Origin of the sequence: Nonomuraea sp. NPDC050786, assembly GCF_040654115.1 — a bacterium.
GTDB lineage: Bacteria > Actinomycetota > Actinomycetes > Streptosporangiales > Streptosporangiaceae > Nonomuraea.
In genome coordinates, this window is record NZ_JBFAHJ010000041.1 from 25281 (window position 1) to 50769 (window position 25489).

Annotated in this window: 24 protein-coding genes; 9 read left to right on the forward strand and 15 right to left on the reverse strand. The window is 70.1% G+C overall.

Features of this window, described 5'->3' with window-relative positions; genetic code table 11:
• Positions 1-267 precede the first annotated feature (267 nt).
• The gene (locus tag AB0H84_RS46950) at positions 268-1785 is read right to left on the reverse strand and encodes a CocE/NonD family hydrolase (RefSeq protein WP_357619771.1); all 1518 of its coding nucleotides are present in this window, start codon (positions 1783-1785) and stop codon (positions 268-270) included.
• A gap of 27 nt (positions 1786-1812) precedes the next feature.
• On the reverse strand, positions 1813-3117 hold the full coding sequence (locus tag AB0H84_RS46955; RefSeq protein ID WP_357619773.1) for a citrate:proton symporter: 1305 nt from the start codon (positions 3115-3117) through the stop codon (positions 1813-1815).
• 149 nt (positions 3118-3266) lie between these two features.
• On the opposite strand from AB0H84_RS46955, the gene AB0H84_RS46960 reads away from it, so the two are divergent.
• The 4 genes from AB0H84_RS46960 (at position 3267) to AB0H84_RS46975 (ending at position 7160) form a co-directional block, all read left to right on the forward strand.
• Positions 3267-4196, forward strand: a complete 930-nt coding sequence (locus tag AB0H84_RS46960; protein ID WP_357619775.1) for a LysR family transcriptional regulator — start codon at positions 3267-3269, stop codon at positions 4194-4196.
• Positions 4197-4338: 142 nt separating this feature from the next.
• Positions 4339-5535 (forward strand): CoA transferase, encoded by a 1197-nt coding sequence (locus tag AB0H84_RS46965; protein ID WP_357619777.1) that lies wholly within the window; start codon positions 4339-4341, stop codon positions 5533-5535.
• Entirely contained in the window at positions 5525-6400 is an 876-nt protein-coding gene (locus tag AB0H84_RS46970) for an aldolase/citrate lyase family protein (RefSeq protein WP_357619778.1), read from the forward strand. The genes AB0H84_RS46965 and AB0H84_RS46970 overlap by 11 nt, the downstream gene beginning before the upstream one ends.
• A gap of 31 nt (positions 6401-6431) precedes the next feature.
• Positions 6432-7160, forward strand: coding sequence for a class I SAM-dependent methyltransferase (locus AB0H84_RS46975; RefSeq protein WP_357619779.1), 729 nt, complete (start codon positions 6432-6434; stop codon positions 7158-7160).
• 45 nt (positions 7161-7205) lie between these two features.
• On the opposite strand, the gene AB0H84_RS46980 is transcribed toward AB0H84_RS46975, so the two are convergent.
• A complete protein-coding gene (locus tag AB0H84_RS46980) occupies positions 7206-8621 on the reverse strand; it encodes a glycoside hydrolase family 6 protein (RefSeq protein WP_357619781.1) in 1416 nt (471 codons plus the stop codon).
• Positions 8622-8751: 130 nt separating this feature from the next.
• Between AB0H84_RS46980 and AB0H84_RS46985 the strand changes: the two genes are divergently transcribed.
• Entirely contained in the window at positions 8752-9330 is a 579-nt protein-coding gene (locus tag AB0H84_RS46985; RefSeq protein WP_357619783.1) for a TetR/AcrR family transcriptional regulator, read from the forward strand.
• Positions 9331-9391: 61 nt separating this feature from the next.
• Positions 9392-10186 carry an oxidoreductase gene (locus AB0H84_RS46990; protein ID WP_357619785.1) on the forward strand — a complete coding sequence of 265 codons (795 nt, stop codon included), beginning with the start codon at positions 9392-9394 and terminating at the stop codon, positions 10184-10186.
• Positions 10187-10269: 83 nt separating this feature from the next.
• On the opposite strand, the gene AB0H84_RS46995 is transcribed toward AB0H84_RS46990, so the two are convergent.
• From AB0H84_RS46995 to AB0H84_RS47020, 6 genes are all read right to left on the reverse strand, one after another.
• On the reverse strand, positions 10270-10848 hold the full coding sequence (locus tag AB0H84_RS46995) for an ATP/GTP-binding protein (RefSeq protein WP_357619787.1): 579 nt from the start codon (positions 10846-10848) through the stop codon (positions 10270-10272).
• Complete coding sequence (locus AB0H84_RS47000; RefSeq protein WP_055507219.1) at positions 10829-11233, reverse strand: DUF742 domain-containing protein; 405 nt, start codon at positions 11231-11233, stop codon at positions 10829-10831. Before AB0H84_RS47000 ends, AB0H84_RS46995 begins: the two co-directional genes overlap by 20 nt.
• Positions 11234-11253: 20 nt before the next feature.
• Positions 11254-11667 (reverse strand): roadblock/LC7 domain-containing protein, encoded by a 414-nt coding sequence (locus AB0H84_RS47005; RefSeq protein ID WP_201760494.1) that lies wholly within the window; start codon positions 11665-11667, stop codon positions 11254-11256.
• Positions 11668-11672: 5 nt separating this feature from the next.
• Positions 11673-14894, reverse strand: a complete 3222-nt coding sequence (locus AB0H84_RS47010; protein WP_357619789.1) for a nitrate- and nitrite sensing domain-containing protein — start codon at positions 14892-14894, stop codon at positions 11673-11675.
• Positions 14895-15143: 249 nt separating this feature from the next.
• Complete coding sequence (locus tag AB0H84_RS47015; RefSeq protein ID WP_357619791.1) at positions 15144-16541, reverse strand: aminobutyraldehyde dehydrogenase; 1398 nt, start codon at positions 16539-16541, stop codon at positions 15144-15146.
• Position 16542: 1 nt separating this feature from the next.
• Positions 16543-17796, reverse strand: coding sequence for a glycosyltransferase (locus AB0H84_RS47020; RefSeq protein WP_357619793.1), 1254 nt, complete (start codon positions 17794-17796; stop codon positions 16543-16545).
• A 138-nt stretch (positions 17797-17934) separates the two neighbouring features.
• Between AB0H84_RS47020 and AB0H84_RS47025 the strand changes: the two genes are divergently transcribed.
• Entirely contained in the window at positions 17935-18549 is a 615-nt protein-coding gene (locus tag AB0H84_RS47025; protein ID WP_357619795.1) for a TetR family transcriptional regulator, read from the forward strand.
• Positions 18550-18551: 2 nt separating this feature from the next.
• Here the strand turns inward: AB0H84_RS47025 and AB0H84_RS47030 are convergent, their stop codons facing one another.
• Genes AB0H84_RS47030 through AB0H84_RS47045 form a run of 4 tightly spaced genes read right to left on the reverse strand, consistent with a single transcriptional unit; the run spans position 18552 to position 22344 of the window.
• Positions 18552-19601, reverse strand: a complete 1050-nt coding sequence (locus AB0H84_RS47030; protein WP_357619797.1) for an ABC transporter ATP-binding protein — start codon at positions 19599-19601, stop codon at positions 18552-18554.
• Positions 19588-20349 carry an ABC transporter permease gene (locus AB0H84_RS47035; RefSeq protein WP_357619798.1) on the reverse strand — a complete coding sequence of 254 codons (762 nt, stop codon included), beginning with the start codon at positions 20347-20349 and terminating at the stop codon, positions 19588-19590. Before AB0H84_RS47035 ends, AB0H84_RS47030 begins: the two co-directional genes overlap by 14 nt.
• A gap of 10 nt (positions 20350-20359) precedes the next feature.
• Positions 20360-21214 carry an ABC transporter permease gene (locus tag AB0H84_RS47040; protein ID WP_357619800.1) on the reverse strand — a complete coding sequence of 285 codons (855 nt, stop codon included), beginning with the start codon at positions 21212-21214 and terminating at the stop codon, positions 20360-20362.
• 5 nt (positions 21215-21219) lie between these two features.
• Positions 21220-22344 (reverse strand): spermidine/putrescine ABC transporter substrate-binding protein, encoded by a 1125-nt coding sequence (locus AB0H84_RS47045; RefSeq protein WP_357619802.1) that lies wholly within the window; start codon positions 22342-22344, stop codon positions 21220-21222.
• Between the two features lie 360 nt (positions 22345-22704).
• Between AB0H84_RS47045 and AB0H84_RS47050 the strand changes: the two genes are divergently transcribed.
• Entirely contained in the window at positions 22705-23619 is a 915-nt protein-coding gene (locus tag AB0H84_RS47050; protein WP_357619804.1) for a hypothetical protein, read from the forward strand.
• Positions 23616-24575 (forward strand): SIS domain-containing protein, encoded by a 960-nt coding sequence (locus tag AB0H84_RS47055; protein ID WP_357619806.1) that lies wholly within the window; start codon positions 23616-23618, stop codon positions 24573-24575. Before AB0H84_RS47050 ends, AB0H84_RS47055 begins: the two co-directional genes overlap by 4 nt.
• Here the strand turns inward: AB0H84_RS47055 and AB0H84_RS47060 are convergent, their stop codons facing one another.
• On the reverse strand, positions 24576-25139 hold the full coding sequence (locus AB0H84_RS47060; RefSeq protein WP_357619808.1) for an ATP/GTP-binding protein: 564 nt from the start codon (positions 25137-25139) through the stop codon (positions 24576-24578).
• On the reverse strand, positions 25120-25482 hold the full coding sequence (locus AB0H84_RS47065) for a DUF742 domain-containing protein (RefSeq protein ID WP_357619810.1): 363 nt from the start codon (positions 25480-25482) through the stop codon (positions 25120-25122). The genes AB0H84_RS47060 and AB0H84_RS47065 overlap by 20 nt, the downstream gene beginning before the upstream one ends.
• Between the last annotated feature and the right edge of the window lie 7 nt (positions 25483-25489).

The following is a 25489-nucleotide window of genomic DNA, read 5'->3' on the forward strand; positions in this document are numbered from 1 at the left end:
CGTTTCTCTGCTGATGCCGATTGACGGTCGACGCGGTGAGAGAACGCGGGCTACGGCCGGACTCAGGCGCGGCCGAGCCGCCACTGGAGCCGACATGCTCCAGCGGCACTGCGCCTTCTCACGAGTGCGTGATCAGAGAAACAGGGTGCCATTTACCATGCGCCGATCCTACCCCAGCGGCATCAGCGCTCCCGGACCCATCACCGTCGCGCCGGGCCCGCATGCCGAGCCCGGCGCGACAGGGACAGGGACAGGGACAGGGACAGGTCAGAGCGTGGTCAGCCGGATGGTCGAGCCCCCGTGGCCGAGCCTCAGCGACACCTGGCCCGCCGGTGCGTCCGAGTCGATCTCCGGGTAGTCGTCGCTGGACACCGTGACGCGGAGGCTGTGCCCGGCCGCGACGCGGTAGTGGGTGGGCCAGGTGCGGATCTCCAGGTCGTACGTCTTGCCCGGGCGCACCGGCACGGCGCGGTCGTGGCCGAAGCGGTGGCTCGCCTTCAGCCAGCCCTGGGTGATGCGGGTGGCGCTGCCGTCGGGCGCGACGTCCTGCACCACGACCGCGAGATTGCCGTCGGTGGCGGTGAACGAGGCCCGTACCTTTGCCCGGACGTCACCGGCGAGGACCAGGTCGCGCTGGAACGGCACCGTCGCGAACTCCAGCCGCTGCCCCGGCCCGCCGGCGACCGGCTCGGTGTTGACCTCGAACGTACGGGTCGCCGAGGCCCCGGGGGTGGCCGAGAGGGTGCCGTCGGCGGACAGGCCCAGGCGGACCTGCCGCGTCCCGGCGGGCGGCCAGCTGCCGAACTGCCGCCAGCCCGTGCCCGGCACCTCGTACGAGGTCACCTTGGCCGCGGGCAGCGGCGCGCCTGGGCGGCGGGCCAGCCAGCGGTCCCACCAGGCGAGATAAGCGCCGTTGCCGATGTCGGCGGGCTGCCCGGCCGGCCAGCCGTGCACCCATGGGCCGGACACCAGCCAGACGTTGCGCTCGCGCGCCTGGAAGTTCTCGACCATGCCCTGGCGGTACCGGTCGTACCAGCCGGCGATCTCCAGGACGGGGACGTCGAGGTCCTGCCAGCGGGACTTGACGCTGCGCCCGCGCCAGAAGTCGTCATAGAGCGGGTGCTGGGCGTAGGTCACGAGCGTGTCGGGGGCGGTGGCGCGCTGCCAGTCGCGGATCCTGGCGGAATAGATGCCGCCCCGGTAGATCGTGTTCTCGTACCAGTCGCTGATGCCGTCCACGGGGATGACGGCGGCCAGGTGGGGCGGCTTGTTGACGGCGACCAGGAGGGACGAGTGGCCGCCGTAGCTGACGCCCGTCTGCCCGATGCGGCCCGTGGACCAGGGCCGGCCGGCCAGCCATTCGATGAGGTCGTAGTTGTCGCGCTGCTCCTGCGGGCTGAACGGGTCGAGGTGGCCGGGCGAGTCGCCCGATCCCCTGGCATTGCAGACGGCCGCTACGTAGCCCCTGGTGACGAAGTACGCGGCGGCCCGGCCCTGGGCCTCCAGCTGGTTGTAGGCGTTGTAGTCGTAGACGATGCCGGGGAAGCGGCCGGGGGCGGGCGTCCCGTCAGGGGCGGCGGGGCGGTGCAGGTCGCAGGCCAGGTGGCTGCCGTCGCGCAGGGGTACGGTGACGCGTTCCCGGTGGACGCCGTACTCGGCGGGGCGGTCGTACGAGAAGAAGGGGTCAGGCGGGAGCGGCGCGTCGGTCGTGGCGGAGACGGGGGCGGGGGCACAGGTCAGGGCGAAGGCGGCCGACAGAGCAGCCATGATCTTGATGGGTCTCACGTGCGATCCTCTACGAGACGCTGTGGTTCAGAGGGAGAAGGCGCCGGTGAGCAGCGCGACCGCGGTCATGACGAGCGTGGAGGCGAAGGCCCACTTGAAGATGAAGCGCTGGTGCTCCCCCAGCTGCACGCCGCTCATCCCGACCAGGATGAACGTGGAGGCGGTGAGCGGGCTGAGCGGGAACCCGGTGGTCATCTGGCCGAGGATGGCGGCCCTGGCGACCTCGGCGGGCGAGCCGCCGAAGCCGCTGACGGTCTCGGCGAGCACCGGGAGCACGCCGAAGTAGTAGGCGTCGGGGGTGAAGACCAGGCTGAGCGGCATGCCGGTGATGGCCACGAGCACGGGCAGGTGCCCGCCGAGCGAGTCGGGGATGACGCCGACGAACGCGGACGCCATCTGGCTGATCATCTTGGTTCCGGTGAGGATGCCGGTGAACACCCCGGCCGCGAAGATCATGGTGGTGACCAGGACGACGCTCTTGCCGTGCCGCTCCAGGAGCTCCTGCTGGCGTTCCCAGGTCGGGTGGTTGACCAGCAGCGCGATCGCGAACCCGACCACGAACAGCACCGGCAGCGGCATCACCTGCAGCACGAGCCCGGCCAGCAGGGCGAGGGTGAGGACCAGGTTGAAGACGGTCAGGGCCGGGTGTACGGGCGCCCGCTGGGTGCCGGGGCCCTCGCCGACCAGATGCTCCTCGGGCACGTCGGCGGGCGGCAGCGTGCCGAGGCGGCGGCGTTCCCTGAGCCCGATCAGGTACGACGCCACCAGCACCCACACGATGCCCGCCGCCATCGCGGGCAGCACCGGGGTGAAGACCTGGGAGCTGTCCAGCTTCAGCGCCGCCATCGCGCGTGCGGTGGGGCCGCCCCAGGGGATGAGGTTCATGACCCCGGCGCCCAGGCAGACCACGCCCGACAGCACCAGCGGGCTCATGCCGAGCCGCCGGTAGACCGGCAGCAGCGCCGAGACCGTGATGAGGAACGTCGACGCGCCGTCTCCGTCGAGTGCGACGCACATGGTGAGCACGGCGGTGCCGACCGCGATGCGCAGCGGGTCGCCCTTGGCCACCCGCAGGATGCCGCGGATGAGCGGATCGAAGAGGCCCGCGTCGATCATCAGGCTGAAGTACAGGACCGCGAACGCGATCATGATGCCGGTCGGCGCGACCTTGCCCAGCCCGTCGAGGATCATCTTGCCCAGCTCGCCGCCGAAGCCCCCGGCCAGCGCGGTCAGGACCGGGATCAGCACCAGGGCGATCAGGACCGATACGCGCTTGGTCATGGTGAGCAGCAGGAACAGAACGATCGTGGTGAATCCCAGGGCTGCCAGCATCGAAGTTCGCCTTCTTCCTTGCCCGGCTCACGGGGGGTGATGTGCCGGAGTGTTACGGAAGAGTTTCCGAGCGACTAAATCGCAGGTCCAGCATCAAAGCAACATTTATCCATGCGATCTGCGCAACAGTTGGGTCTATGCTCACCGCCATGGAGGCGAACCTGCGGCTGCTGGCCGCGTACGCCGCCGTGGCCAGGGCGGCGAGCTTCACCGCGGCGGCGGCCGAGATGCACGTGTCACAGTCGTCGCTCAGCCGCGCGGTGGCGGAGCTGGAGCGGCTGCTCGGCGCGCAGCTGCTGGAGCGCGACACCCGTAACGTGCAGCTGACGGCGGCCGGGGTGGAGACGCTGCGGGTGGCCGAGCAGATCGTGTCCGCGCACCGGTCGGGCATGAAGGAGCTGGAGCGCTACCTGCTCGGCGAGTCCGGCGTGGTGGCGGTGGCCACTCTGCCGTCGGTGGCCGCGGTGCTGCTGCCCCGGGTGATCTCCGACTTCCGCGGGCGGCGGCCCATGGTGACGTTGCGGATCATGGACGGCCTGGAGCAGGTGGTGCTCGGCCGGGTCCTGTCGGGGGACGCGGACTTCGCCATCTCCACGGTCGGCGCCGCGCCCGAGCAGCTCGAGCACCGGCCGCTGATCAGGGACCGCTTCCACGCCGTGCTGCCCGAGCGCCATCCGCTCGCCTCGCAGGAGTCCGTCACGTGGGAGGAGCTGGCACGGGAGCCCTTCCTCGCCGTCGGGCCGGAGTCGAGCGTGCGGCGGCTCACGGACGCGGCGTTCGCCCAGGCCGGGGCCTCTGTGACGGTCGCGGCGGAGGCGGGGAGCGTGGCGACGGTGGGCGGGCTCGTCACGGCCGGGCTCGGGGTCTCGGCGATGCCCGCCCTGGTGCTGCCGCTGATGGGGTCGGGGTCTCTGGCGTACCGGCCGCTCACCGAGCCCGTCGTGGACCGCCGCCTGGACGTCGTCGTCCGCGCCCGCCGCACGCTGCCGCTGGCGACGAGCGCGTTCCTCGACCTGCTCGACACGTTCCGCCGCGAACTGCGCGACCTGCCCACAGGCGTCTCCTGGAACCGCGACTGACGCCGCACCCAACAACCCGCAAATTTATGTGGATTTATGTGGAAAGCGCATTGAATGATGGTTTTCTTGTGCTGGACACGCATTTCACCGCCTCGGCAGGATGAAACGACCGCAGTCGTGATCGGGAGGCGAAGGAGCACAGGTGACAGGTACAGGGCAGTTGCGCGGCCTGAAGGTGGTGGAGTTCGCGCACGTGGTGGCCGGGCCGATGGCCGGCTCCATGCTCGCCGACCAGGGCGCGGACGTGGTGCACGTGGAGGCCCCGGGCGCCGGCGACGCCGCTCGCGCGATGGGTCCCGTACGGGACGGCGTGCCCCTGTGGTTCAAGGTCGCCGGGCGCAACAAGCGTTCGGTCACCCTCGACCTGCACCACGCGGCCGGACGGGAGATCGCCCACCGGCTCGTCGCCTGGGCTGACGTCGTGATCGTGACCCTGCGGGCCGGCCGGCTGCGCGAGTGGGAGCTGGACTGGGAGGCCGTGCACCGGATCAACCCCTCGGCGGTCCTGCTGCAGATCTCCGGGTTCGGGGCGACCTCCTCGCGCGCGGACGAGCCGGGCTTCGGCAAGATGGGCGAGGCCAGGAGCGGAGTGGTGCACCTGACCGGGTTCCCCGACGGGCCTCCCGTGCACACCGGGTTCTCGCACGGGGACGCGGTCACGGGGCTGATGGGCGCGTACGCCGTGCTCGCCGCGCTCCACCGCCGGGCCGCAGACCCCGAGTTCGACGGCGAGTGGATCGACCTGGCCCTCTTCGAGCCCCTGTACCGGCTGATCGAGTGGCAGATCATCACATACGACCAGCTCGGCGCGGTGCCCGGACGGGCGGGCAACCAGCTCGCCGTCGCGCCCGCCGCGGTGATCAACACCTACCGCTCCCGGGACGGCGAGTGGATCACGGTGACGTCCGCGACCCTCCGTTCCGTACGCAACGTGGCCCGACTGCTCGGCCTGCCGGAGGAGGACTTCGCCACCTCGGCACAGCAGCACGCGGGCCGGCAGATCCTGGACGAGGGCCTGCGGGAATGGGTGGCCGCGCGGACCACGGGCGAGTGCCTGGAGGAGTTCGCCCGCGCCGAGGTGGTGGCCTCGCGGGTGTTCACCGCCGCCGACATCGTCGCCGACCCCGTCTACGCCGAGCGCGGCGACGTCATCACCGTCGAGGACGCCGACCTCGGTCCGGTACGCATGCAGGGCGTCATCCCGCACTTCCACCGCCGCCCCGGGAAGGTCTGGCGCACCGGCCCCAGGCTCGGCCAGGACAACCGCCTCGTCTACCACGACTGGCTCGGGCTCGGCGAGGACGAGCTGGCCGACCTGGAGAAGCAAGGTGTCATCTGAACGGCTCCCCCTCCGTTCCCTGCTCTTCGTCCCGGGCACCCGGACGGACTGGCTGGCCAAGGCGGAGGCGGCCGGGGCGGACGCGGCGATACTCGATCTCGAGGACGCGGTCCCGGCCGGCGGCAAGGCCGAGGCGCGCCGCCGGGTGGCCGCGGCGGTGGCCGGGTTCGACGGGCGCATGGCCCTGTTCGTCCGCGTCAATCCGCTGGACGGCTGGGCCGGGGCCGAGGAGCTGCGTGCCGTCGCGCACGAGAGGCTGGCCGGGATCGTGCTGCCCAAGGTGGCCGGTCCCGGCGACGTACGGCTCGCGGACCGGCTGCTCGGCTGGTGCGAGCGCGAGCACGGCCTGCCGCCGGGGCGCATCGCCCTGGTGCCGCTGCTGGAGACGGCCTCCGCGCTGCGCGGGGCGTACGAGATCGCCGGGGCGGCCGCCCGCGTCGCCTACCTCGGCGCCGTGACCGCGCCCGGGGGCGACGTGGCCCGTGCCGTCGGCTACCGGTGGAGCCTGGAGAGCACGCTGGGCCTGCGTTCCCGGGTGCTCCTGGACGTACGCGCGGCGGGGACGCCCAACCCGGTCGCGGGCCTGTGGACCGGCATCGGCGACCTGGAGGGGCTGCGTGCCTTCGCCGAGCAGAACCGCTCGCTCGGGTACGAGGGCATGATGGCGATCCATCCCTCCCACATCCCCGTCATCAACGAGGTGTTCTCCCCTACCGCCGACGAACTGGCCCGTTGCGCCCGGCTGATCGCGGCCGTGGAGGCGGCCCAGGCCGGCGGGGCGGGGGCGGTGACGTTCGAGGGCGAGATGGTCGACGAGGCCATGGCCGCCACGGCCCGCGCGCTCCTGGCCCGCCACGACCGATAAACCGGTTGCGCCCGCCGAAATGATGGACGGCATGGACAGAGACCTGATCAGCGCCATCGCCCATCGTGACCACCCGATCGCCGCGCCCATCACGGCGGGCAACCTCGACCGCCTGCTGCGCCGGGCGGCGCTGCCGGAGCGGGCGCGCATCCTCGACCTGGGGTGCGGCGAGGGCGAATGGTCGCTCCGGGCGCTGGAGCTGGTCCCGTCCGCGGTCGCGGACGGGGTGGACATCTCGCCGTCGGCCCTGTCGGCAGCGGAGAAGTCGGCCGCCGCCCGTGGCCTGTCCGACCGGCTGGCGCTGCACCGGATGCCCGCCGCCGAGTTCTCCGCCTCGGAGCCGTACGACCTGGTGCTCTGCGTGGGCGCGACCCACGCCTTCGAGGGGTTGGCGGGCACGATGGAAACGGTCGCGAAGTTCGTCAGGCCAGGCGGGCTGGCGCTGGTCGGGGAGGGTTTCTGGGAGCGCACCCCGGCCCCGGAGATCGCGGCGGAGATCGGGGAGTACCCCGACCTGGCGGGCACGGCGGCCGCCGCCGAGTCCGGGGGCTGGCTGACCGTCTACGCCCACGTGAGCACCCTGGCCGAGTGGGACGAGTACGAATGGTCCTGGACGGGCACACTGGCCCGATGGGCCGCCGCCAACCCGGGCCCGGACGGCGAGCAGGCCCTCGCCGTCGCCCGGGAGCACCGGGAGATGTGGCTCAACGGCTACCGAGGGGCGCTCGGCTTCGTCTCCCTCCTGCTCCAGCGCGTGTGAGCGAACGGCCGGGCCCTGGCGCGGGCCCGGCCGTCGGAGCGTGCGTCAGCCGTTGATCAGGGCCATCGCCAGGTCGGGATCGAACGTCCCGGCCGTCTTGTCGGAGATGCCGCACTGGCCGTCGGAGTCGCCGGGCACCTTGACCCAGAAGAGGTACTCTGCGCCACTCGACTGCTTGACCGGAGGGGTGCCGAGCTTGCGCCCCGGCGGGTTGCACCAGTTGTCCTCCGGGGTGCTGTCCGAGTAGGGGCCGTTGCCGTTGCGGCTGGTGTCTATCACGTACTTCTTGGCGCCCACCGAGCCCGACAGGTAGCCGTTGAGCGCGACCGAGTACGCCTCGGAGTCGGCGGTGGTGAAGTAGTTCGACACGTTCACGGAGAAGCCGCGGGTGTTGGCGATGCCGGACTTGACCAGCAGCGGCGCCATGACGTCGGGCGCATGCCAGGTGGCGTTGGCCGCGTCCAGGTAGACCCACGCGTTGGGCGCCTGGGCCTTCAGCACCTGGGTGGCGTCCAGCAGCATCCGGTACTGGTCCTCGGGCTCCTTGTTGATCTTCTTCACGCATTCGGCGGCGGCGACCGCGTCGGGCTCCAGCACGACGATCGCGTGCCTCGTGCCGATGGCCTTGGCGAACTCGGTGATCCAGTTGTGGTAGCCGGCCGCGTCGCCCGCGCCGCCGCCCGACTGGTTCGCACACGCGTCCCGGTTCGGGATGTTGTACGCGACCAGCATCGGCAGCTTGTCCTGGGCCTGCGCCGCGCCCACATAGGTGTCGACGGCCTGGGTGAGGTCACCGAACCAGCCGCCGAACCACTCGAAGATCGGCTTGCTGCCGATGCTCGCCTGGATGGCCTTGGCCCTGGCCTCGTCCGTGCCCAGGTTGGCGGCGGCCCACTTGGCCGGGTTCGACTGGCTGGACACGTACAGGGCGGTCGGCCGCGTCGTCTGCGTCTCCATCAGCGACACGTTGTCGAACCGGACCACGGGCTTGGCGCCGGACCCGCCGAGCTGGAACGTCACCTCCGCGGCCGTGCTGGCGGCGGTCGCGGCCGTGAACGGGATGCTGTAGCGCTTGCTCGCGGTGGTCAGCTGCACGTCCGCGGCCAGCGACTGGTTGCTGCTGGGCGTGGCCGTGTACTGCACCGTCGCTCGGGCCTTGAAGGCGACGGTGGAGTAGGCGTCGAAGGAGAGGGTGTAGCTCTTGCCCGGGTTCAGCGCGGCGGTGGTGGGCGAGGCCACCATGGCGTCCCAGGGGTTGGCGACGACGGCCTTCACGTCCGCCCGCAGGCGACCGGACTCGGCCGCGACCGTGGTCTGGCCGATCGCGGACCAGGGGGAGGTGGAACTGGTGAAAGTGCCGTTCCCGATGAGCTGGGCGGCCGCGGAGGCGGGCTGGGGAACGAGGAGGACGGCGGTCAGGACGGCGGCCACGGTCGTGGCTGTGCCTGCGATTAATCGCACGTGATCACCTTTCGGCGGGAGTTCGCGGTTGATCATGACCGACCGGCCTGACAAAGGTCAAGAGATCGCGGGCCGGGGGTCCGTCACAGGTTTTTGACCCTGAGGTCCAGAAAGTGCTACGGTCGTGGACATGGGAAGGCCGAAGCAGTTCGATCCGGACGTGGCCGTCGACCGGGCCATGGACGTGTTCTGGCGTAAGGGCTACGCCGGCACCACGCCGCAGGACCTGGTCGACGCGCTCGGCATCGGCAAGGGCAGCCTCTACAACACCTTCGGCAGCAAGCACGCCCTGTTCGAGGCGGCGCTGAGCCGCTACCGCGACAGCCAGGCGGCGGCGCTGATCGAGCTGCTGGGAGAGCCGGGGCCCACGAAAGACCGGCTGCGCGGGGCGCTGCGCCTCCTGGCCGAGATGGACCTGGCCGACCCCGACCGGCGCGGCTGCCTGGCCGTGAACACGGCGGCGGAGCTGGGGCGGGCCGACGAGAGCGCGGCCCAGCTCGTACGGCGCATGCTCGACCGCACCGAGGACGCCTTCCGCGCGCTGATCGAAGAGGGCCAGCGCGCCGGAGAGATCGCCGCGGACCGGGACGCCCACGCGATCGGGAGCCTGCTGCTGAACACCGTCGTCGGCATGCGCCTGATCGCGCGCGTCGCCGACGGGCCGGAACGCCTCGACAGGGTGATCGATGCGGTGATCGACTCCCTCTGAACCCTCGCCTGCCAGGCCAGGGCGTTCACCATGCCTATTTTTTGTACCTATAGTTCAAGAATTGGAGCACCTCATGGAGCTCAACCTGCACGCCAAGACCGCCGTCGTGACCGGCGCCAGCCGGGGCATCGGGCTGGCCACCGTACAGACCCTCGTCGCCGAGGGAGTACGCGTGGTCGGCGCCGCCCGCACCGTCACCCCGGAGCTGGAGAAGTCGGGCGCCGTCGCGGTGTCGGCCGACCTGAGCACCGCGGACGGCGTCGCGACCCTCATGGAGACGGCGTTCGCCCAGCTGGGCGGCATCGACCTGCTGGTGAACAACGTCGGGGCCGGCGACGCCGTCGAGCCTGTCGGATTCCTCGACACCGGCGACGCCGAATGGGCCGCCATCTTCGACATCAACCTGCTCAGCACCGTCCGCGTCACCCGGGCCGCCCTGCCCAGCCTGATCGAGCGGCGCGGATCGGTGGTCAACGTCTCGTCCATCAACTCCAGGCTCCCGGCCGCCGGCCCCGTCGCCTACAGCGCCGCCAAGGCCGCGCTGGCCGCGCTCGGCAAGTCCCTCGCCGAGGAGTTCGGGCCGCAGGGGGTGCGGGTCAACACCGTCTCGCCCGGCGTCGTGCGTACCGCCATCTGGGAGGACCCGGACGGTTTCGGCGGCAAGGTCGCCGCGCTCGCCGGGGCCGAGCACGGCGCGTTCCTCGAGCAGATCCCGCAGGCGTTCGGCATCACCACCGGCCGGATCACCGAGCCCAGGGAGGTGGCCGCCCTCATCGCGTTCCTGCTGTCGGACGTCGCCGCCAACATCACCGGCGCCGACCACGTCATCGACGGCGGCACCGTCAAGACCCTCTGACGACCGGCCCCCCGCCGAAGCGAAAGGCGGCCCACCACAGGTACGTGGGGGGCCGCCGAGAGCCTGCGTCGCCGCCGGGAAGGCTACACCGGGGTGTGCATGTGGCGGGTCAGGGCGTGTTCCACCAGAGTGATCAAGGTGGCCTTCACCGACTCCCGCTGCCTGGCGTCCAGGCGGACGATCGGGATGTGGCCGCCGATCGACAGAGCCTCGCGGATCTCCTCCTCCGCGTGCGCGAACTGCCCGTCCCAGCCGTTGATGCCGATCACGAACGGCAGCTTCGCCTCTTCGAAGTAGTCGATCGCCGGGAAGCTGTCGGCGAGACGGCGCGTGTCCACGAGCACGACCGCGCCGATCGCACCCCGCACCAGGTCGTCCCACATGAACCAGAACCGGTGCTGTCCGGGCGTGCCGAACAGGTACAGGATCAGATCACGGTCGAGCGAGACCCGGCCGAAGTCCATGGCCACGGTCGTGGTCGTCTTGTTGGGCGTGAGGGAGACGTCGTCCACGTGTGCCGAAGCGTCCGTCATGACCGCTTCGGTGGTGAGCGGCAGGATCTCCGAGACCGCACCAACGAACGTCGTCTTCCCCACGCCGAAGCCCCCGGCCACGACGATCTTCGTCGAGGTTAGGCCGGGGCTAGAGCCTGCGAAGTCCACTGAGCACCCTTTCGAGCAAGTTCAGGTCCGGCTTTCCGGCGTCCAGCGCAGGCTGGTGCACGCGGATCAGGCCCTCCGACGCCATGTCGGCAATCAGCACCCGGACCACGCCAAGGGGCTGCCGTAAAAGGGCGGAGATCTCGGCAACCGACCGGACGTTGCGGGTCAGCTGGATGATCGCCTGATACTCCGGACTAAGTAGGGAAATGTCTTGGTATTCCGACGTCACGGAGGACACCAATGCCTCCATGGCGAACTTCATCCGCGGCGCGGTGCGCCCCCCGGTCACGGCATAGGGCCGTACCAGGGAGCTCGGCTTCTGCGGACGGGGAGCCGCCGGATGCGGCGGAGTGCTATCACCAGCCCAACCCTGACCTGACACCATGTTCTCCTGTCACCGCCCCGCTAGCGGGGGCGGGCCGCTTGCAGTTCGGCGCGTACGGCCGGGGTCAACACCTGACCGGCCCGCTCGACCAGCAAGGTCATCTGGTACGCCACCAACCCCATGTCACAGTCGGGAGCGGCCAGGACGGCCAAGCAGGAGCCATCGCTGATGGACATGATCATCAAGAGCCCGCGCTGCATCTCGATAACGGTCTGCGTCACCATACCGCCCTCGAAAACCCGCGCGGCGCCTTGGGTCAAACTGATCACACCCGAGGCCACCGCGGCGAGCTGGTCGGCCCGGTCCTTGGGAAAACCCTCAGAGAAGGCCAGCGGCAAGCCGTCGGACGACACCACGACCGTGTGCGCGACACCCGGCACGTTGTTCACGAAGTCCGTGATCAACCAGCTTATGCCGCGCGCTCCCTGGCTCATTTCTCTCATTTGTCCTCCTCATTCTCTTCTCCGCGGGTGAACGCTCGGCCTTGCCGGACACCCTGCTGGAAGCTGGAGAGCCGGCTACGCAGCCGCTCGGGCGAGATCTGCGGCGCCGGGGACGGAGCCTGGGGTTCCGCGAGGCTGGCCGTACCGGGCACCAGGTTGGCCTTGGGGACGCGACGCGGCAGGCCCGAGGGCGTCGTGCCGCTCTGCGAGGGCTGCGCGGCGGCCTGTGCGGCCTGGAAGCCGGAGTCCGCGGGCGACGACCAGGTCGCGCCCGCCCCGGACGCGCCCGGCGTGCGCCGGGGCAGCCCGCTGGACGTGGGAGGGGCCGCCTCCGCCGGCACGGCCGGATGCACGGCCGTGATGTCGGGCTCCGCCTCCATCCCGGACGGCGGCTCGACACGGTCGCGCAGCACCTCGGGATCGGGCCGGCGGAACCAGTCGGACCCGACCGACGAGAAGATCGGCAGGAACTCGTCGCCCTGGTCCTCCATGGGCGAGCTGCGCACCACGGGGAGCGGCCCGGTCATGTCCTGCGAGGAGTAGGCGCCGGGGCCGAACCTGTCGAACTCGGAGTGCCCGTTCTGCTCGAACGGGTCGGCGGGCTTGGGCTCATCCGCGAACGGCGAGCGGTAGTCGTCGGCGGGCTGCCTGCGCGGCTGCTCCTCCGCCTCGAACAGCGACCTGCGCGGCAGCGGGTCGGCGAACGACGACCACCGCGGCTCCTCCTGCGGCTGCTTCGGCGGCTCGGTGGCGAACGACGGCCAGCGCGGCTCGTCGTCCTGCAGGGGCGGCGGCTGCTCCGCGAAGGACGGCCACCGGTTCTCCGCGAACGGCTGCTCCACGGCGGGCTGCGGCGTCCCCTCGGAGAACGACGGCCAGCGCGGCTCCTCGAATGGCGGCTGGGCCGGCGGCGGCGTCTCCTCGGCGAAGGACGGCCAGCGCGGCTGGTCGCCACCCTGCGCCCCCTGCGGCTGGTCGGCGAAAGGCGACTGCCGCTCACCGAAGGACGGCTGCTCACCGAAGGACGGCTGCTCACCGAAGGCGGGCCGCTCGCCGAAAGCCGGCTGGTCACCGAAGGACGGCTGCGGCTCGCTGAAGGGCTGCTCGAACGGGCGATCCCCGACCGGCCGCTCGTTGTACGGCTCGGACTGCTCGCCGAACGAGGTCCAGCCCGCGCTGCCCGGCACCGGCAGCGACCCCGGCCACTGGGTGTCCACCACCTGCTCGGGACCGTCGGACGGGTGGGACCCGTTCTGCGACGGCTGCCCGAACATGCTCGGGTCGAAGTCGGTGAACGCCTCGTACTGGCCGCCCTGCTGCGGGACGCCGAGCCCACTGCTGATCAGCATGTCGGGCAGCATGACCAGCGCGCTCAGCCCGCCGGTCTCCCGCTGGCTGAGCTGCACGCGGATGCCGTGCCGCAGGGCCAGGCGGCCGACCACGAACAGGCCCATGCGCCGCGACACCGACACGTCCACGACGGGCGGGTTCGCCAGGCGCCAGTTGGCCTCCGACAGCTCCTCGGGGCTCATGCCGATGCCCAGGTCGTTGATCGACACGAGCACGCCGCCCTCGGCGGGCGTGCTGGTGACCGTGACCTTGCTCTCGCGGGGCGAGAACGAGATGGCGTTCTCGATCAGCTCGGCGAGCAGGTGGACGGCGTCGGTGACGGCCGGGCCGACGATCAGCGTGCCGGACGGGATCTGGATCTGGACCCGCTCGTAGTTCTCGACCTCGGACAGCGAGGCGCGGGCGATGTCGACCAGCGGCACCGGCTCGCTCCACTTGCGCGCGGCCTCCTGGCCGGCGAGGACCAGGAGGTTCTCGCTGTTGCGGCGCATGCGGGTGGCCAGGTGGTCGAGCCTGAACAGGTTCGCGAGCCGCTGCTCGTCCTCCTCACCCTGCTCCAGGCCCTCGATGAGCTGCAGCTGCCGCTCGACCAGCGTCTGGCTGCGGCGGGAGAGGTTGACGAACATCGAGTTGACGTTGGCGCGCAGCTTGGCCTCGTCGCCGGCCAGCCGGATCGCCTCGCGGTGGACCTCGTCGAACGCCCGCGCCACTTCACCGATCTCGTCGCGGCTGTTGACGCCGACCGACGGCACCTCGGGCACGTGCGCGCCGTCACCGGACTCGCGCAGCACGCGGACGGTCTCGGGCAGCCGGGTCGTGGCGACCTGGAGCGCCTCGGCCCGCAGCCGGCGCAGCGGGCGGACCAGCGAGCCGGCCACGCGGGTGGTGAAGATCAGGACGAGGAGCAGCAGGACCAGGATCATCGCGCCGGAGATGATCGCGTTGCGCTGCTCGGTGTCACTCAGGTCGCGGGTCCTGGTCACGATCTTGGTGGTCAGGCCGTCCTCGACCTTGCGCATGGCGTTGCCGGACAGGCTGGTGCTGTCGAACCAGTTGCTCAGGTCACGGTGGGTGGTGACGTCGAGGTCCTTGATCCGGTTGTACGCGCGCACCTGCGCGAGCGCGCGCTGGCGCATGGCGTCGGCGAGGTCGATCTCGGGGCCCCGGACGAGCTGCCGGTACGTCTTCAGGTCCTTCGGGTCGGCCTCCTGCTCGAAGGAGGCCAGCTCGGCCTGCTGCTTGTTCCAGGAGCCCAGGAAGTCCGACAGGTCATCGCTGTCCAGCTGGCGCTCGACGAGCGCCACGATCAGGATGACCTGCTGGCGCGAGATCTCCTCCTTCATCCGCTGCAGCGAGCCGAGCGCGGCCACGTCACGCTGGAGGGCGTCGTCGCCGACGCCGTCACCCAGGTCTCCCTGGATCGCGGAGAAGATGCCGATCATCGTGCTGTACGTGCTGACGGAGGCGCGCGGCGGCACGTTCGAGACCATGGAGTCGCGCAGGCTGTCGAGGCCGTCGAGCCAGCGGCGCATGTTCTCGACGCCCTGGCGGACGCGGGAGGAGTGCGTGGCGTCGATGGACTTGGCCGCGCTGAGCACCTGCTTCTTGGCCGCGTCAGTGGCCTGCCGCTGCGTCTTGAGCTGGACGAGGCGCTGGCCTCTGCTGCGGTCGGCGACGTACCACGCGGTGAGCGTGCGCTCCTTGCCGAGCTCGTGGTTGAGCGCGCCGATGCGCTGCACCAGCTCGGCGACCTGGGTGAGCCGGCGGTACTGGGCGCTGGTGCCGATGGCGTCGGCCAGCTGCACGCCGGCGAGCAGCACACCCACGACCGTGGGGATGAGGATCAGCGCGACCAGCCTTGAGCGCACACGCCAGTTCCCCAGCCGGAAACGTCCGCCTGTGTACTCCCCTGACCTCGTGTGCCTGGGGTCTTTCGTCCTCACTGACTCTCGCTACCTCTCGCCGGTACGTGCTCGAAAAATCAGACACGCGTGTGGCGCATGGGATTCTGTCCGGCTGGGTAATTGGAACACAACCCGTACCAGATCGGCCAACCGAACATACCCCATCACATGCGCCCAATTGGTCACTTTGGGCAACATAACGCCGTCCACGTTTCAGGCGGGCCGGAACGAATCCCGCTCTGCCGGAGCCGCGTGCTTCACCATCAGGTGCCGCGTCACCGAGTACTCCTGCACTGCTTCCTGGCTCATGTCCTTGCCGAACCCACTGCCCTTCACTCCGCCGTGCGGCGCCTCGCTGGCGATGGGCAGATGGTCGTTCACCCAGGTCACGCCCACATCGAGCCGGTGCGACACGCGCATGGCCCTGGCGACGTCGCGCGACCACACCGACGACGCCAAACCGTACCGGGTGTCGTTGGCGAATTTGACCGCTTCGTCCTCGCCGTCGAACGGTAGCGCCACGAGCACCGGTCCGAAAAGCTCTCCTTGCACGATCTCGCTGTCCTGAGCGACATCGGCCACGAGCGTGGGCGGGTAGAAAAATCCGGAGCCCCCGATCGGGGCGCCGCCGTGCAGCACGCGCCCGTCGGCCCTGGAGACGAACCCGTGCACCCGCTCCCGGTGCGCGGCGGAGATCAGCGGGCCGATGTCCGTGGCCGGGTCCCAGGGGTCACCGACGGTTATTTCGGCAAGAGTTGCCCGCAGGGCCTCCAGCGCGTCCGCGTAGATCTCGCGGGCGATGTACACGCGGGTGGCGGCCGTGCAGTCCTGCCCGGTGTTGTACGTCGCCCCCAGGGCCACGCCGCGGGCCATCTCCGCCAGGTCGGCGTCCCCGAAGACCAGCGCGGGCGCCTTGCCGCCGAGCTCGAGGTGCACCCGCTTGAGCGTGGTCGCGGCCCCGGTCATCACGGCCCGGCCGGTCTCGGTGGAGCCGGTGACGCTCACCATGTCCACGCCCGGGTCGGTGACCAGCGCCTGGCCGACCTCCGCGTCCCCGGTGACCGCCTGCACGAGCCCGTCGGGCGCGCCCGCCTTGGCGAACAGCTCCGCCAGCCGCAGCGTCGTGCGCGGCGTCTGCGGCGCCGGCTTGATCACCACGGCGTTGCCGGCGGCCACCGCCGGGCCGATCTTCCAGACGGCCATGACGAACGGGAAGTTCCACGGCGCGATCGACCCCACCACCCCGACGGGGCGGCGCAGCAGGACCGAGGTGTAGCCCGCGCTGAACACCCCGGCGCCGGAGCCCTCGAGGGAACGTGCGGCCCCGGCGAAGAAGCGCAGGTTGTCGATGGCGAACGGCAGCTCGCCGTCCCTGAACACCGCCGCCGGCTTGCCCGTCTCCTCCACCTCGAGCCTGGTCAGCTCCTCGGCGTCGGCCTCCACCAGGTCGGCCACCCGCAGCAGCAGCCGGGCGCGGTCGGCCGGGGTGGCCTGCGACCACTCCTCGTAGGCGGCCCGAGCCGTCCGTACGGCCGCCGCCACTCCCTCCACCGGCGTGTCCGAAATTTCGGCACACGGCAGCCCGGTGGCGGGGTTGATCAGTTCACGCATGTCACTCGCCAAGTTGCTCGATGAGGTCGGCGGCCTTGCGCAGGCCGTCGCGACGGCGGATCTCCTCGCCGGTGGCGGCGAGGCGGGCACGCAGCTCGGTGTCCCCGAGCAGCCGCTCGACCGCCCCCTTCAGGTCCTCGTCCGTGAAGGTGTAGGTGGAGAGCCTGACACCATAGCCGAGTTCGTCGACCCTCTGGGCGTTGTCGTACTGGTCCCAGAAGAGCGGCAGCAGGATCATCGGCTTGCCGAAGTGCATCGCCTCCGTGGTCGTGTTGTTGCCGCCGTGGGTGATCACCAGGTCACACAGTGGGATGATCTTAGTCTGCGGGAGGAACTCCGCGCCCCACATGTTGTCGGCCAGCTTGATCTCCTCGTGCAGCGGACCCTTGGAGACGATGTACTGGTGCGGCGTGGTGGCCAGGACGTCGATCACCCGCTGCATCAGCTCCACGTCGGACGAGCCGAGCGAGCCGAGCGAGAAGTAGACCAGGGATCCCTCGTCGTTGCGCTGGAAGGGCAGCGCGAAGTCGTCGTCCGTCTCGCGCACCGAGGAGTCGAGCCGGTGCCAGGAAGGGCCGAGCGGGCGGGCGTCGGTGTAGTCGAGGGCCTCCGGGTAGACGTAGAGGTTCAGGTCGCCCTCGTGGATGAAGTCGAGGTCGGGCAGCGGCGCGGTGCCCTGCTCGACGCACCACTCGTTGAAGGCGCTCCAGACCTCGCGGTGGGTGCGGTCGTACTCGGCGCGGAACGCCTCCCACTCGGAGCGGTCGTCGGCGGGCAGGCCGGAGAAGACCGGCGCGATGTTCTCGCCGCGCACCTCGAGCGGGTTGCAGGAGACGATGCGGACGAACTTCTTGCCCGCGGTGAGCAGCGCCGGGAACGTGATCACGTTGTCCTCGACGATCACGTCGGGGTTCACCCGCTCGATGATGGCCTTGAGCTGCGGCTCGCAGTACTTCACGCCGTCGATCAGCTCGACCCAGATGGGCTTGGTGACGGTCTCGAGCTGCTCCTGCGTGCTCTTGCGGTATTCGGGCGCGGTCTCGCGGATGAAGTCCTTCCAGAACTGGCCGGGGTCCTGCTCCTCGGCGTTCTCCGGCGGCGGGGCGAGGTCCACGAGGTCCTCCTCGAAGCCCAGCGCCTCGAGCTTGCCCTTCCACGACGCCTCGGCCGCGAAGACGACGCGGTGGCCGCGGCGGCGGAGGATGTCGCCGATGCCGATGCAGTTGTTGGTCGGGCCGTATGCGCTTTCAGGCATGAACAGAATGGTGAGCGACATCTCAACTCCGGGGGAAACTCATCAATTTGAAGAGGAATTCAAGAACTCGTCTAGCGTTGAGGTCAAGTAGCGGGCACTATGGTCACGGCTAACTGAACGGCGGGCAAACGAGTGAGGATGGTGCGAGTGGCCCAGCGCAAGAGCCGTGGCGACCGGCGCATCGACTTGATCGAGGCCGCGCGCAGGGCCATCATCCGCCACGGCGTCGACGGCGTGCAGCTCTCGCACGTCGCCGAGGAGGCCGGGCTCACCTCCGGCGCGGTGCTCTACCACTACCCCGACCTCAGCGAGTTGCTGGTCGAGGCGCAGCACGCGGGCATGGAGCGCTTCTACGAGCAGCGCCTGCGCCAGCTCGCCACGCTCACCGACCCGGCCGAGAAGCTGGTCGTCACGGTCAGGTCGGGGCTGCCGACCGGGCCGCTCGACCCCGACGTGCGCCTGCTCAACGAGCTCGGCGGGGCCGCGGGCCGCAACCGGGTCTACGGCGTGCTGCTCACCTCGCTCTACGACCGCCAGGTCTCGATGTACCAGGCGATCCTGGACACGGGGGCCGCCCTCGGGGTGTTCAGGCTGAGCACCGACTCGGTGACGATCGCGCGCAACCTGGTGGCCCTGGAGGACGCGTACGGCTACCGCATCACGGCCAGGCACCCGGTCATCGGCCCGGAGGAGGCGGCCGAGCTGATCCTGTCGTACGCGCGCACGGCGACGGGCAACGACCTGACCCGCTGACATCATGCATCGACCGCCATGATGACCGCGTCCTCGGCCTTCCAGCGCACCTTGACCTTGGCGCCCACCTCCACCGAGCTCGCCCCCTGCACGGCGACGAGCACCGGCTTGGCGCGGCCCGGCACGTCCACGGAGATGTGCGACACGCCGCCGTAGAAGCTGACGTCCAGGACGCTGCCCTTCAGGCCGCGGGCGGCGCTCTCGCCGGCCAGCTCCAGCTTCTCCGGCCGGACCGCCAGCAGCGCCTTGGCGCCCGCCTCCAGCTCCTCCAGCGGGGTGCCGGCCAGCATGCCGAAGTCGTCGGTCTTGATCCCGTCGAGCCCGCTCGCCGTGCCGTGGAAGAGGTTGTTGGCCCCCACGAAGTCGGCCACGAACGGCGTGCGGGGCCGCTCGTAGAGCGCGACCGGCTCGTCCACCTGGCGCACGCTGCCACTGTCGAAGACCGCGATGCGGTCAGCCAGCGACATGGCCTCCTCCTGGTCGTGCGTGACGACCACGAACGTGATGCCGACCTCGTGCTGCAGCCGCTTCAGCTCCAGCTGCATGTCGGCGCGGACCTTCTTGTCCAGGGCCGACAGCGGCTCGTCGAGCAGCAGCAGGCGGGGGCGCTTGACGATGGAACGGGCCAGCGCGACCCGCTGCCGCTGCCCGCCGGAGAGCTGGGCGGGTTTGCGGCCGGCGTGCGCCGAGAGCCCGACGGTCTCCAGCACCTCGCCGACGCGCTGCTTGACCTCCTGGCGGGGCAGCCCCTCCCGTTCGAGGCCGTAGGCGACGTTCTTGGCCACGGTCATGTGGGGGAACAGCGCGTACGACTGGAACATGAGGCTGATCGGCCGCCGGTTCGGCTGCTTGGACAGCAGGTCCTCGCCGTCGAGGGTCACCGTGCCCGCGTCGGGCGTCTCGAACCCGGCGATGATGCGCAGCAGCGTGGTCTTGCCGCAGCCGGACGGCCCGAGCAGGGCGAAGAACTCGCCCTGGCCGATCTCCAGCGACACGTTGTCGAGCGCGGTGACCTCACCGAACCTGCGGGTGATGCCATCAATCTTGAGCACGAGCTTCACCGATCTTCGTCATACGCTGCCCGGCGATCACCGCCGTGAAGCTCACGAGGAGCAGGATCGCGGCCAGCGCGTTGATCTTGGGGGTGACCCCGAAACGGATCATTGAGTAGATGACGATCGGCAGCGTCTGCTCGCTGTTGCCGATCGTGAAGTACGCGATCACGAACTCGTCCAGCGACAGCGTGAACGCGAGCAGCGCGCCCGCGATGATGCCCGGCGCGAGCTGCGGCAGCGTGATCCTGACGAACGTCTCCACCGGCCCGGCGCCGAGGTCGCGCGAGGCCTCCTCCAGCGAGGTGTCGGCGTTGGCGAGCCTCGTGCGCACCACCGCGGCCACGAACGACATCGAGAACAGGCCGTGCGCGAGCACCGTCGAGTACAGGCCGAGCGTGAGCGCGATCAGGCCGTAGAACAGCAGCAGGCCGATCGCGATCACCAGGTCGGGCAGCACGGCCGGCATGAGCGCGATGGCGTCCAGCAGCTTCGACCTGCTGTGCCTGGCCAGCCCGACGGCCAGCAGCGTGCCCAGCACGGTGGCGATCACCGTGGAGCCCGCGGCCACGATCAGCGTGTTGACCAGGCCGTCCCTGACGCGTTCGTCGCGGGCCAGCTCGCCGTACCACTTGAGGCTGAAGCCCTCGTACGTGTACGCCGACCTGCCGGAGTTGAACGACATGACGACCAGCACGACGATCGGCAGGTAGAGGAAGACGTACGTGGCCCAGAACGGGACGTACAAGAACCTGGATCTACGCACGGCGGGCCGCCCATGCCTGCAGGAGGAGCAGCACGATCAGCACCGCGATGAGCGCCAGCGCGAGCGTCGCGCCGAAGGGCCAGTCGCGCGCCTTCAGGAACTGGTCGCGGATCAGGTTGCCCACCATGATCGACTTGCTGCCGCCGAGGATCTCCGGGATGACGAAGTTGCCGAAGCTCGGCACGAAGACGAACAGGCAACCGGTCAGCACGCCGGGCACCGTCAACGGCAGCGTGACCTTCCTGAAGGTCGTGAACCCCGACGCTCCCAGGTTGGCCGAGGCCTCCCTGAGCTGCGGGTCCAGCCGCTCGATCGCGGAGTACAGCGGCAGCACCATCAGCGGCAGGTACGAGTAGAGCAGCCCGGCGACGATCGTGCCCTGCTTGTACAGCAGTTCCATGTGCGTGCCCAGCAGCGAGTTGACCACGCCGGGACCGCTGAGCAGGATGATCCACGCGTACACGCGGATGATGAAGTTGGTCCAGAACGGCAGCACGATGGCGACCAGCGCCACCGTCTTCCACTTGCGCGGGAGCTGCGCGATCACGTACGCCGTCGGATAGCCGATCAGCAGCGCGACGAGCGTCGTCAGCGCCGCGAGCTTCAGCGAGACGACCACCACGCCCAGGTAGAGCGGGTCGACCAGGCGCTGGAAGTTCTCGGTGGTGAACTCGTAGACGACGCCGCCGAAGCGGCCGCGCCGGAACACCGTGTTGCTGAGCACCAGCGCCAGCGGCACCAGCAGCAGCACGATCAGGTAGGTGACACCGGGTGACAGGAAAACGAACGCACCCAGCCGGCGTCCCCACCAACGGGACACCGGCCGGGCCTTGACCTCTGACTTCACCGCAATTACTGCTGGGCCGTGACTTCGGTCGACAGGCGCGTGTACTTGGTCGACGCCTGGCCCAGGTCGATGATCGACTCACCGTTGAGCAGCTCGGCGGGCTTGATGCCCAGCAGCGAGCCCTTGGGGATCGTGACCCGCTCCATGGCGGCCTTGTTCGGGACCTTGTAGTTGATGTTCTCGGCGGCCCAGCTGTGGATCTCGGGGTCGAGGATGTAGTTGATCAGGGCGTGCGCGGCCTCCTTGTTCTTGGAGGACTTCATGATCACCATGGTGTCCACCCAGAGGTCGCTGCCCTCCTTCGGCACCACGAACTTGATGTTGTTCTTCGGGTCCGTGGTGGGGCACCAGCCGTCCCACGCCTCGACCATGACGGCCTCGCCGGACTTCAGCTTCTCGCCGAACGTGGTGTCGTCGTAGGTGAGCAGGTGGGGCTTCTGCGCGAGGAGGAGCTCCTTGACCTTCGCGATCTCGTCGTCCTTGTCGGTGTTGAGCGAGTAGCCGAGCGCCTTGAGCGCGGGCAGGGCCAGCCAGCGCTCGGTGGTCATCATGGTGACCTTCTTGTCGGCCCAGGACGGGGGCTTCAGCAGATCGTTCCAGCTCTTCGGCTCGGACTTCACCAGGTCGCTGCGGTAGCAGATGCCGGTCGTGCCCCAGGTGTAGGGCACCGAGTACTTGTTGCCCTTGTCGTAGGAGAGCTGGGTGGCCTCCGGGTAGAGGTTGGCCAGGTTGGGGATCAGCTCGGGGTGGATCGGCTCCAGCAGGCCGGCCGCGTTGAGCGCCTGGGCGTACTGGCCCGACACGAACGCCACGTCGATGCCGCTGTCACCGGGAGCGGTGAGTTTGGTCATCGCGATCTCGTTGGTGTCGTGGAGAGTGACCTTCATCTCCTTGACCTTGAGCTTCTCCTTGACCTTCTGCGGCAGCTCCTGGGGCGTGTAGCCGTCCCATACCGTGATCTGGAGGGTCTGCTGCGACAGGTCCGCGTTCGGCTTGAGCTGGTCGGCCGCCGCCGCGGTCGTGCCTTCTGAGCTGGTCGACGACTCACCGCCGCACGCCGCGACGGCAAGCGTGAGGCCGGCCGCCGCCACGGCGGCCGGGAGACGACGGGTGAACCGGGTACGGGACACGGCCGCTACTCCTTCTGAATTTGTGCTGTACGAGGGGTCGCGCGACCTTACCGGACACAGCAGACCAAAGCAGGAGTGTTGCAGGGTAAATCAACATGAGCAAGACTTTTGCCCACATTGCTACCTGGAAGTTTGGTAAATGAGTTGAATTGGGCTTCAATAGCCGCCCGGCTGCTCTCTCTGGGTGAGTCTCCACTCACTGCCCGAGACCGCGGCCTCACAGCGGCGCTTCTCCCGCTGCTGGAGGGTGATGTGCCGGCGCCGTTCGCGGTCCGCCGGTTCCTGCCGTTGCCAACCCTCTCGTACGGGGTTGGAGATCTCCACACTGGGGCTCCAGCTGAGCGCGACTTCGGCCCCCACGTGGACCAGACGAACTACTCCGTGGTGGTGGACGAGAAGGTCGTGGTCAAGTGGCTCACCCCGCCGGTCCCGCTCCCGCATCCCACTCCGGAGATCTTCGCCCACCTCGTTGAGGCGGGCTTCACGGACACGGCCCCGCCCTACGCCGCACTCACCCTTGCGACGGACACCCACGAGGAGCTCCTCGCGCTGGTCACCGGCTATCTGCCGGAGGCCCGCGACGGCTGGGAGTGGTGCGTGGACGAGGCCGCCGCAGGCAGCGCGGACTTCGCCGCCGAGATCGGCCGCCTGGCCGCCGACCTCCACCTCGCCCTCGCCACACTCCCTTCCACCGGTGCGGAGGACACCCTCGCCGCGGCCAGGGCGGAGGCGGCGCTCGCCGAGGCGCTGGAGCTGACCGGCGGCGCGGACGGCGCGTGGCTGGCCACCAGGGCGGGACGCATGAGGCAGGAGCTGGCACCCCTCCAGGACGACATCAGGAGCCCCCGCATCCGGATCCACGGCGACCTCCACGTGGGCCAGATCCTGCGCTGGCGGGACGGCTACGCGGTGATCGACTTCGACGGCAATCCCACCGTCGCGGACGCGGCCCCGTCCCAGCCCGCCGCCCGGGACGTCGCCCAGCTCACCACGAGCCTCGAGCACGTGGCCCAGGTGGCGATCCTGCGACGGGGCACCGAGCCCGCCCAGGCGGCGGCGTGGGCGGCGAAGGCCCGTGCCGGGCTGCTCTCCGCCTACGGATGGCGCCTGGCCGAGCGGAACAGGCCGGACCTGCTGGACGAAAGGCTGATCCGCCCGTTCGAGGTGGAGCAGGAGTGCCGCGAGCTGATCTACGCCGCCCGCCACCTGCCCCGCTGGCGTTACGCCCCCATGGGCGTTCTGCGTACCTGGTACCAAGAGGAGAACATCACGTGAATTCCGAGCTCTACCTGTCCGACCTGGAGGCCAAGCCTGCAGCGCTCAGGAGCCTGGCCGCCGTCCTGAGGAAGGAGAACCCCTTCGCCGCGCTCCCCCAGGGCCTCACCCGGGTGCTCTTCCTGGGCATGGGCAGCTCCAGGTACGCCGCCGGGGTGGCCGCCCTGCGCCTGCGCGCCGCGGGCATCGACGCGTACGCCGACTACGCCTCGGCCGCCGCCACCTACCCGGCCGCCGAGGGCACCCTGGTCGTCCCGATCTCGGCCACCGGCGCCAGCAGGGAGACCCTGGACGCCACGGAACGGTACGCGGGCGGCCCGTCCTTCCTCGCCGCGCTCACCAACTCCCCCGGCTCCCCCCTCGCCCAGGCGGCCGACCTGGTGGTCGGCATGGGGGCGGGCGAGGAGCGCGGCGGCGTGGCCTGCCGTACGTTCCAGCACACCCTGGCCCTGCTCCTGGCCTTGGAGGCGCACCTCACCGGGACCGGCCGCGACGTGCCGGGACTGCTGGAGCGGGTCGCCGAGGCCACCGAGGACCTCCTGGACCGCAGGGACGAATGGCTCCCCGGGACGATGGAGCTGCTGGACGGCGGGCACGGCGTCTACGCCATCGCCCCCGCGGAGCGCCTGTCGTCGGCCGAGCAGTCGGCGCTGATGTTCCGCGAGGGTCCGCGCCGGCCCGCCGACGCCTGCGAGAGCGGCGACTGGTCCCACGTGGACGTCTACCTCACCAAGACCCTCGCCTACCGCGCCGTCCTCTTCCCCGGCTCCCGTTACGACGAGCAGGCCATGGAGTGGGTACGCGAGCGCGGCTCCACGGTGGTCGCCGTCGGCGCGGAGGTGAAGGGGGCCACGGCCGCCGTCAGGTACGTCCACGACTCCGAACCGGACGTGGCCCTGCTCACCGAGACCCTGGTGGCCGAGCTGGTGGCCGCCTCCTGGTGGTCGGCGGGCTAGCTAGGGCCGGACGCTCAGGGCGTGCTCGACGAGCGTGATGAGGGTGCTCTTGACCGCCTGCCGCTCCCGGGCGTCCGTACGCGCGATCGGCACGTGCGGCGACAGGGTGAGCGCCTCCCGCACCTCGCTCTCGACGTGCGGGAACTCCCCGTCCCACCCGTTCAGTCCGACGACGAACGGGATGCCGGACTCCTCGAAGTAGTCCACGGCGGGGAAGCTGTCGGCCAGCCGCCGCGAGTCGACCAGCACGACGGCCCCGATGGCTCCCCGCACGATGTCGTCCCACATGAACCAGAACCGGTGCTGCCCCGGCGTGCCGAACAGGTAGAGGATCAGGTCGCGCTCCAGCGAGAGCCGCCCGAAGTCCATCGCCACGGTGGTGGTGGTCTTGCCCGGCGTGTGCGCGAGATCGTCGATCTCCGCGGACGCGTCCGTCATCACCGCCTCCGTGGTCAGCGGCATGATCTCGGAGACGGAGCCCACGAACGTGGTCTTCCCGACGCCGAAGCCGCCCGCCACGACGATTTTCGTGGAGGTGAGCCCACTAGAGCCTGCGAAGTCCACTCAACACCCTTTCGAGCAAGTCTCTGTCGGGGAGGCCCGCGTCCAGCTGCGGCTGGTACACCCTGACCAGCCCGTCCGCCTCCATGTCGGCCACGAGCACCCGCGCCACCCCGAGCGGCACGCTGAGCAGCGCCGAGATCTCCGCGACGGAGCGCACCTGCCGGCACAGCTCGCTGATCGCGCGGTATTCACGGGTGTACCTCGGGCCGAGTCGCGCGGAGGTGGCCGACGATACCAGGGCCTCCATGGCGAGCTCCGTGCGAGGAGCGGTCCTGCCGCCGGTGACGGCGTACATCCGGACGAGCGAGCTGCGCTCCTGCTCCGGCTCATCGTTGCGCCACATGGACGTC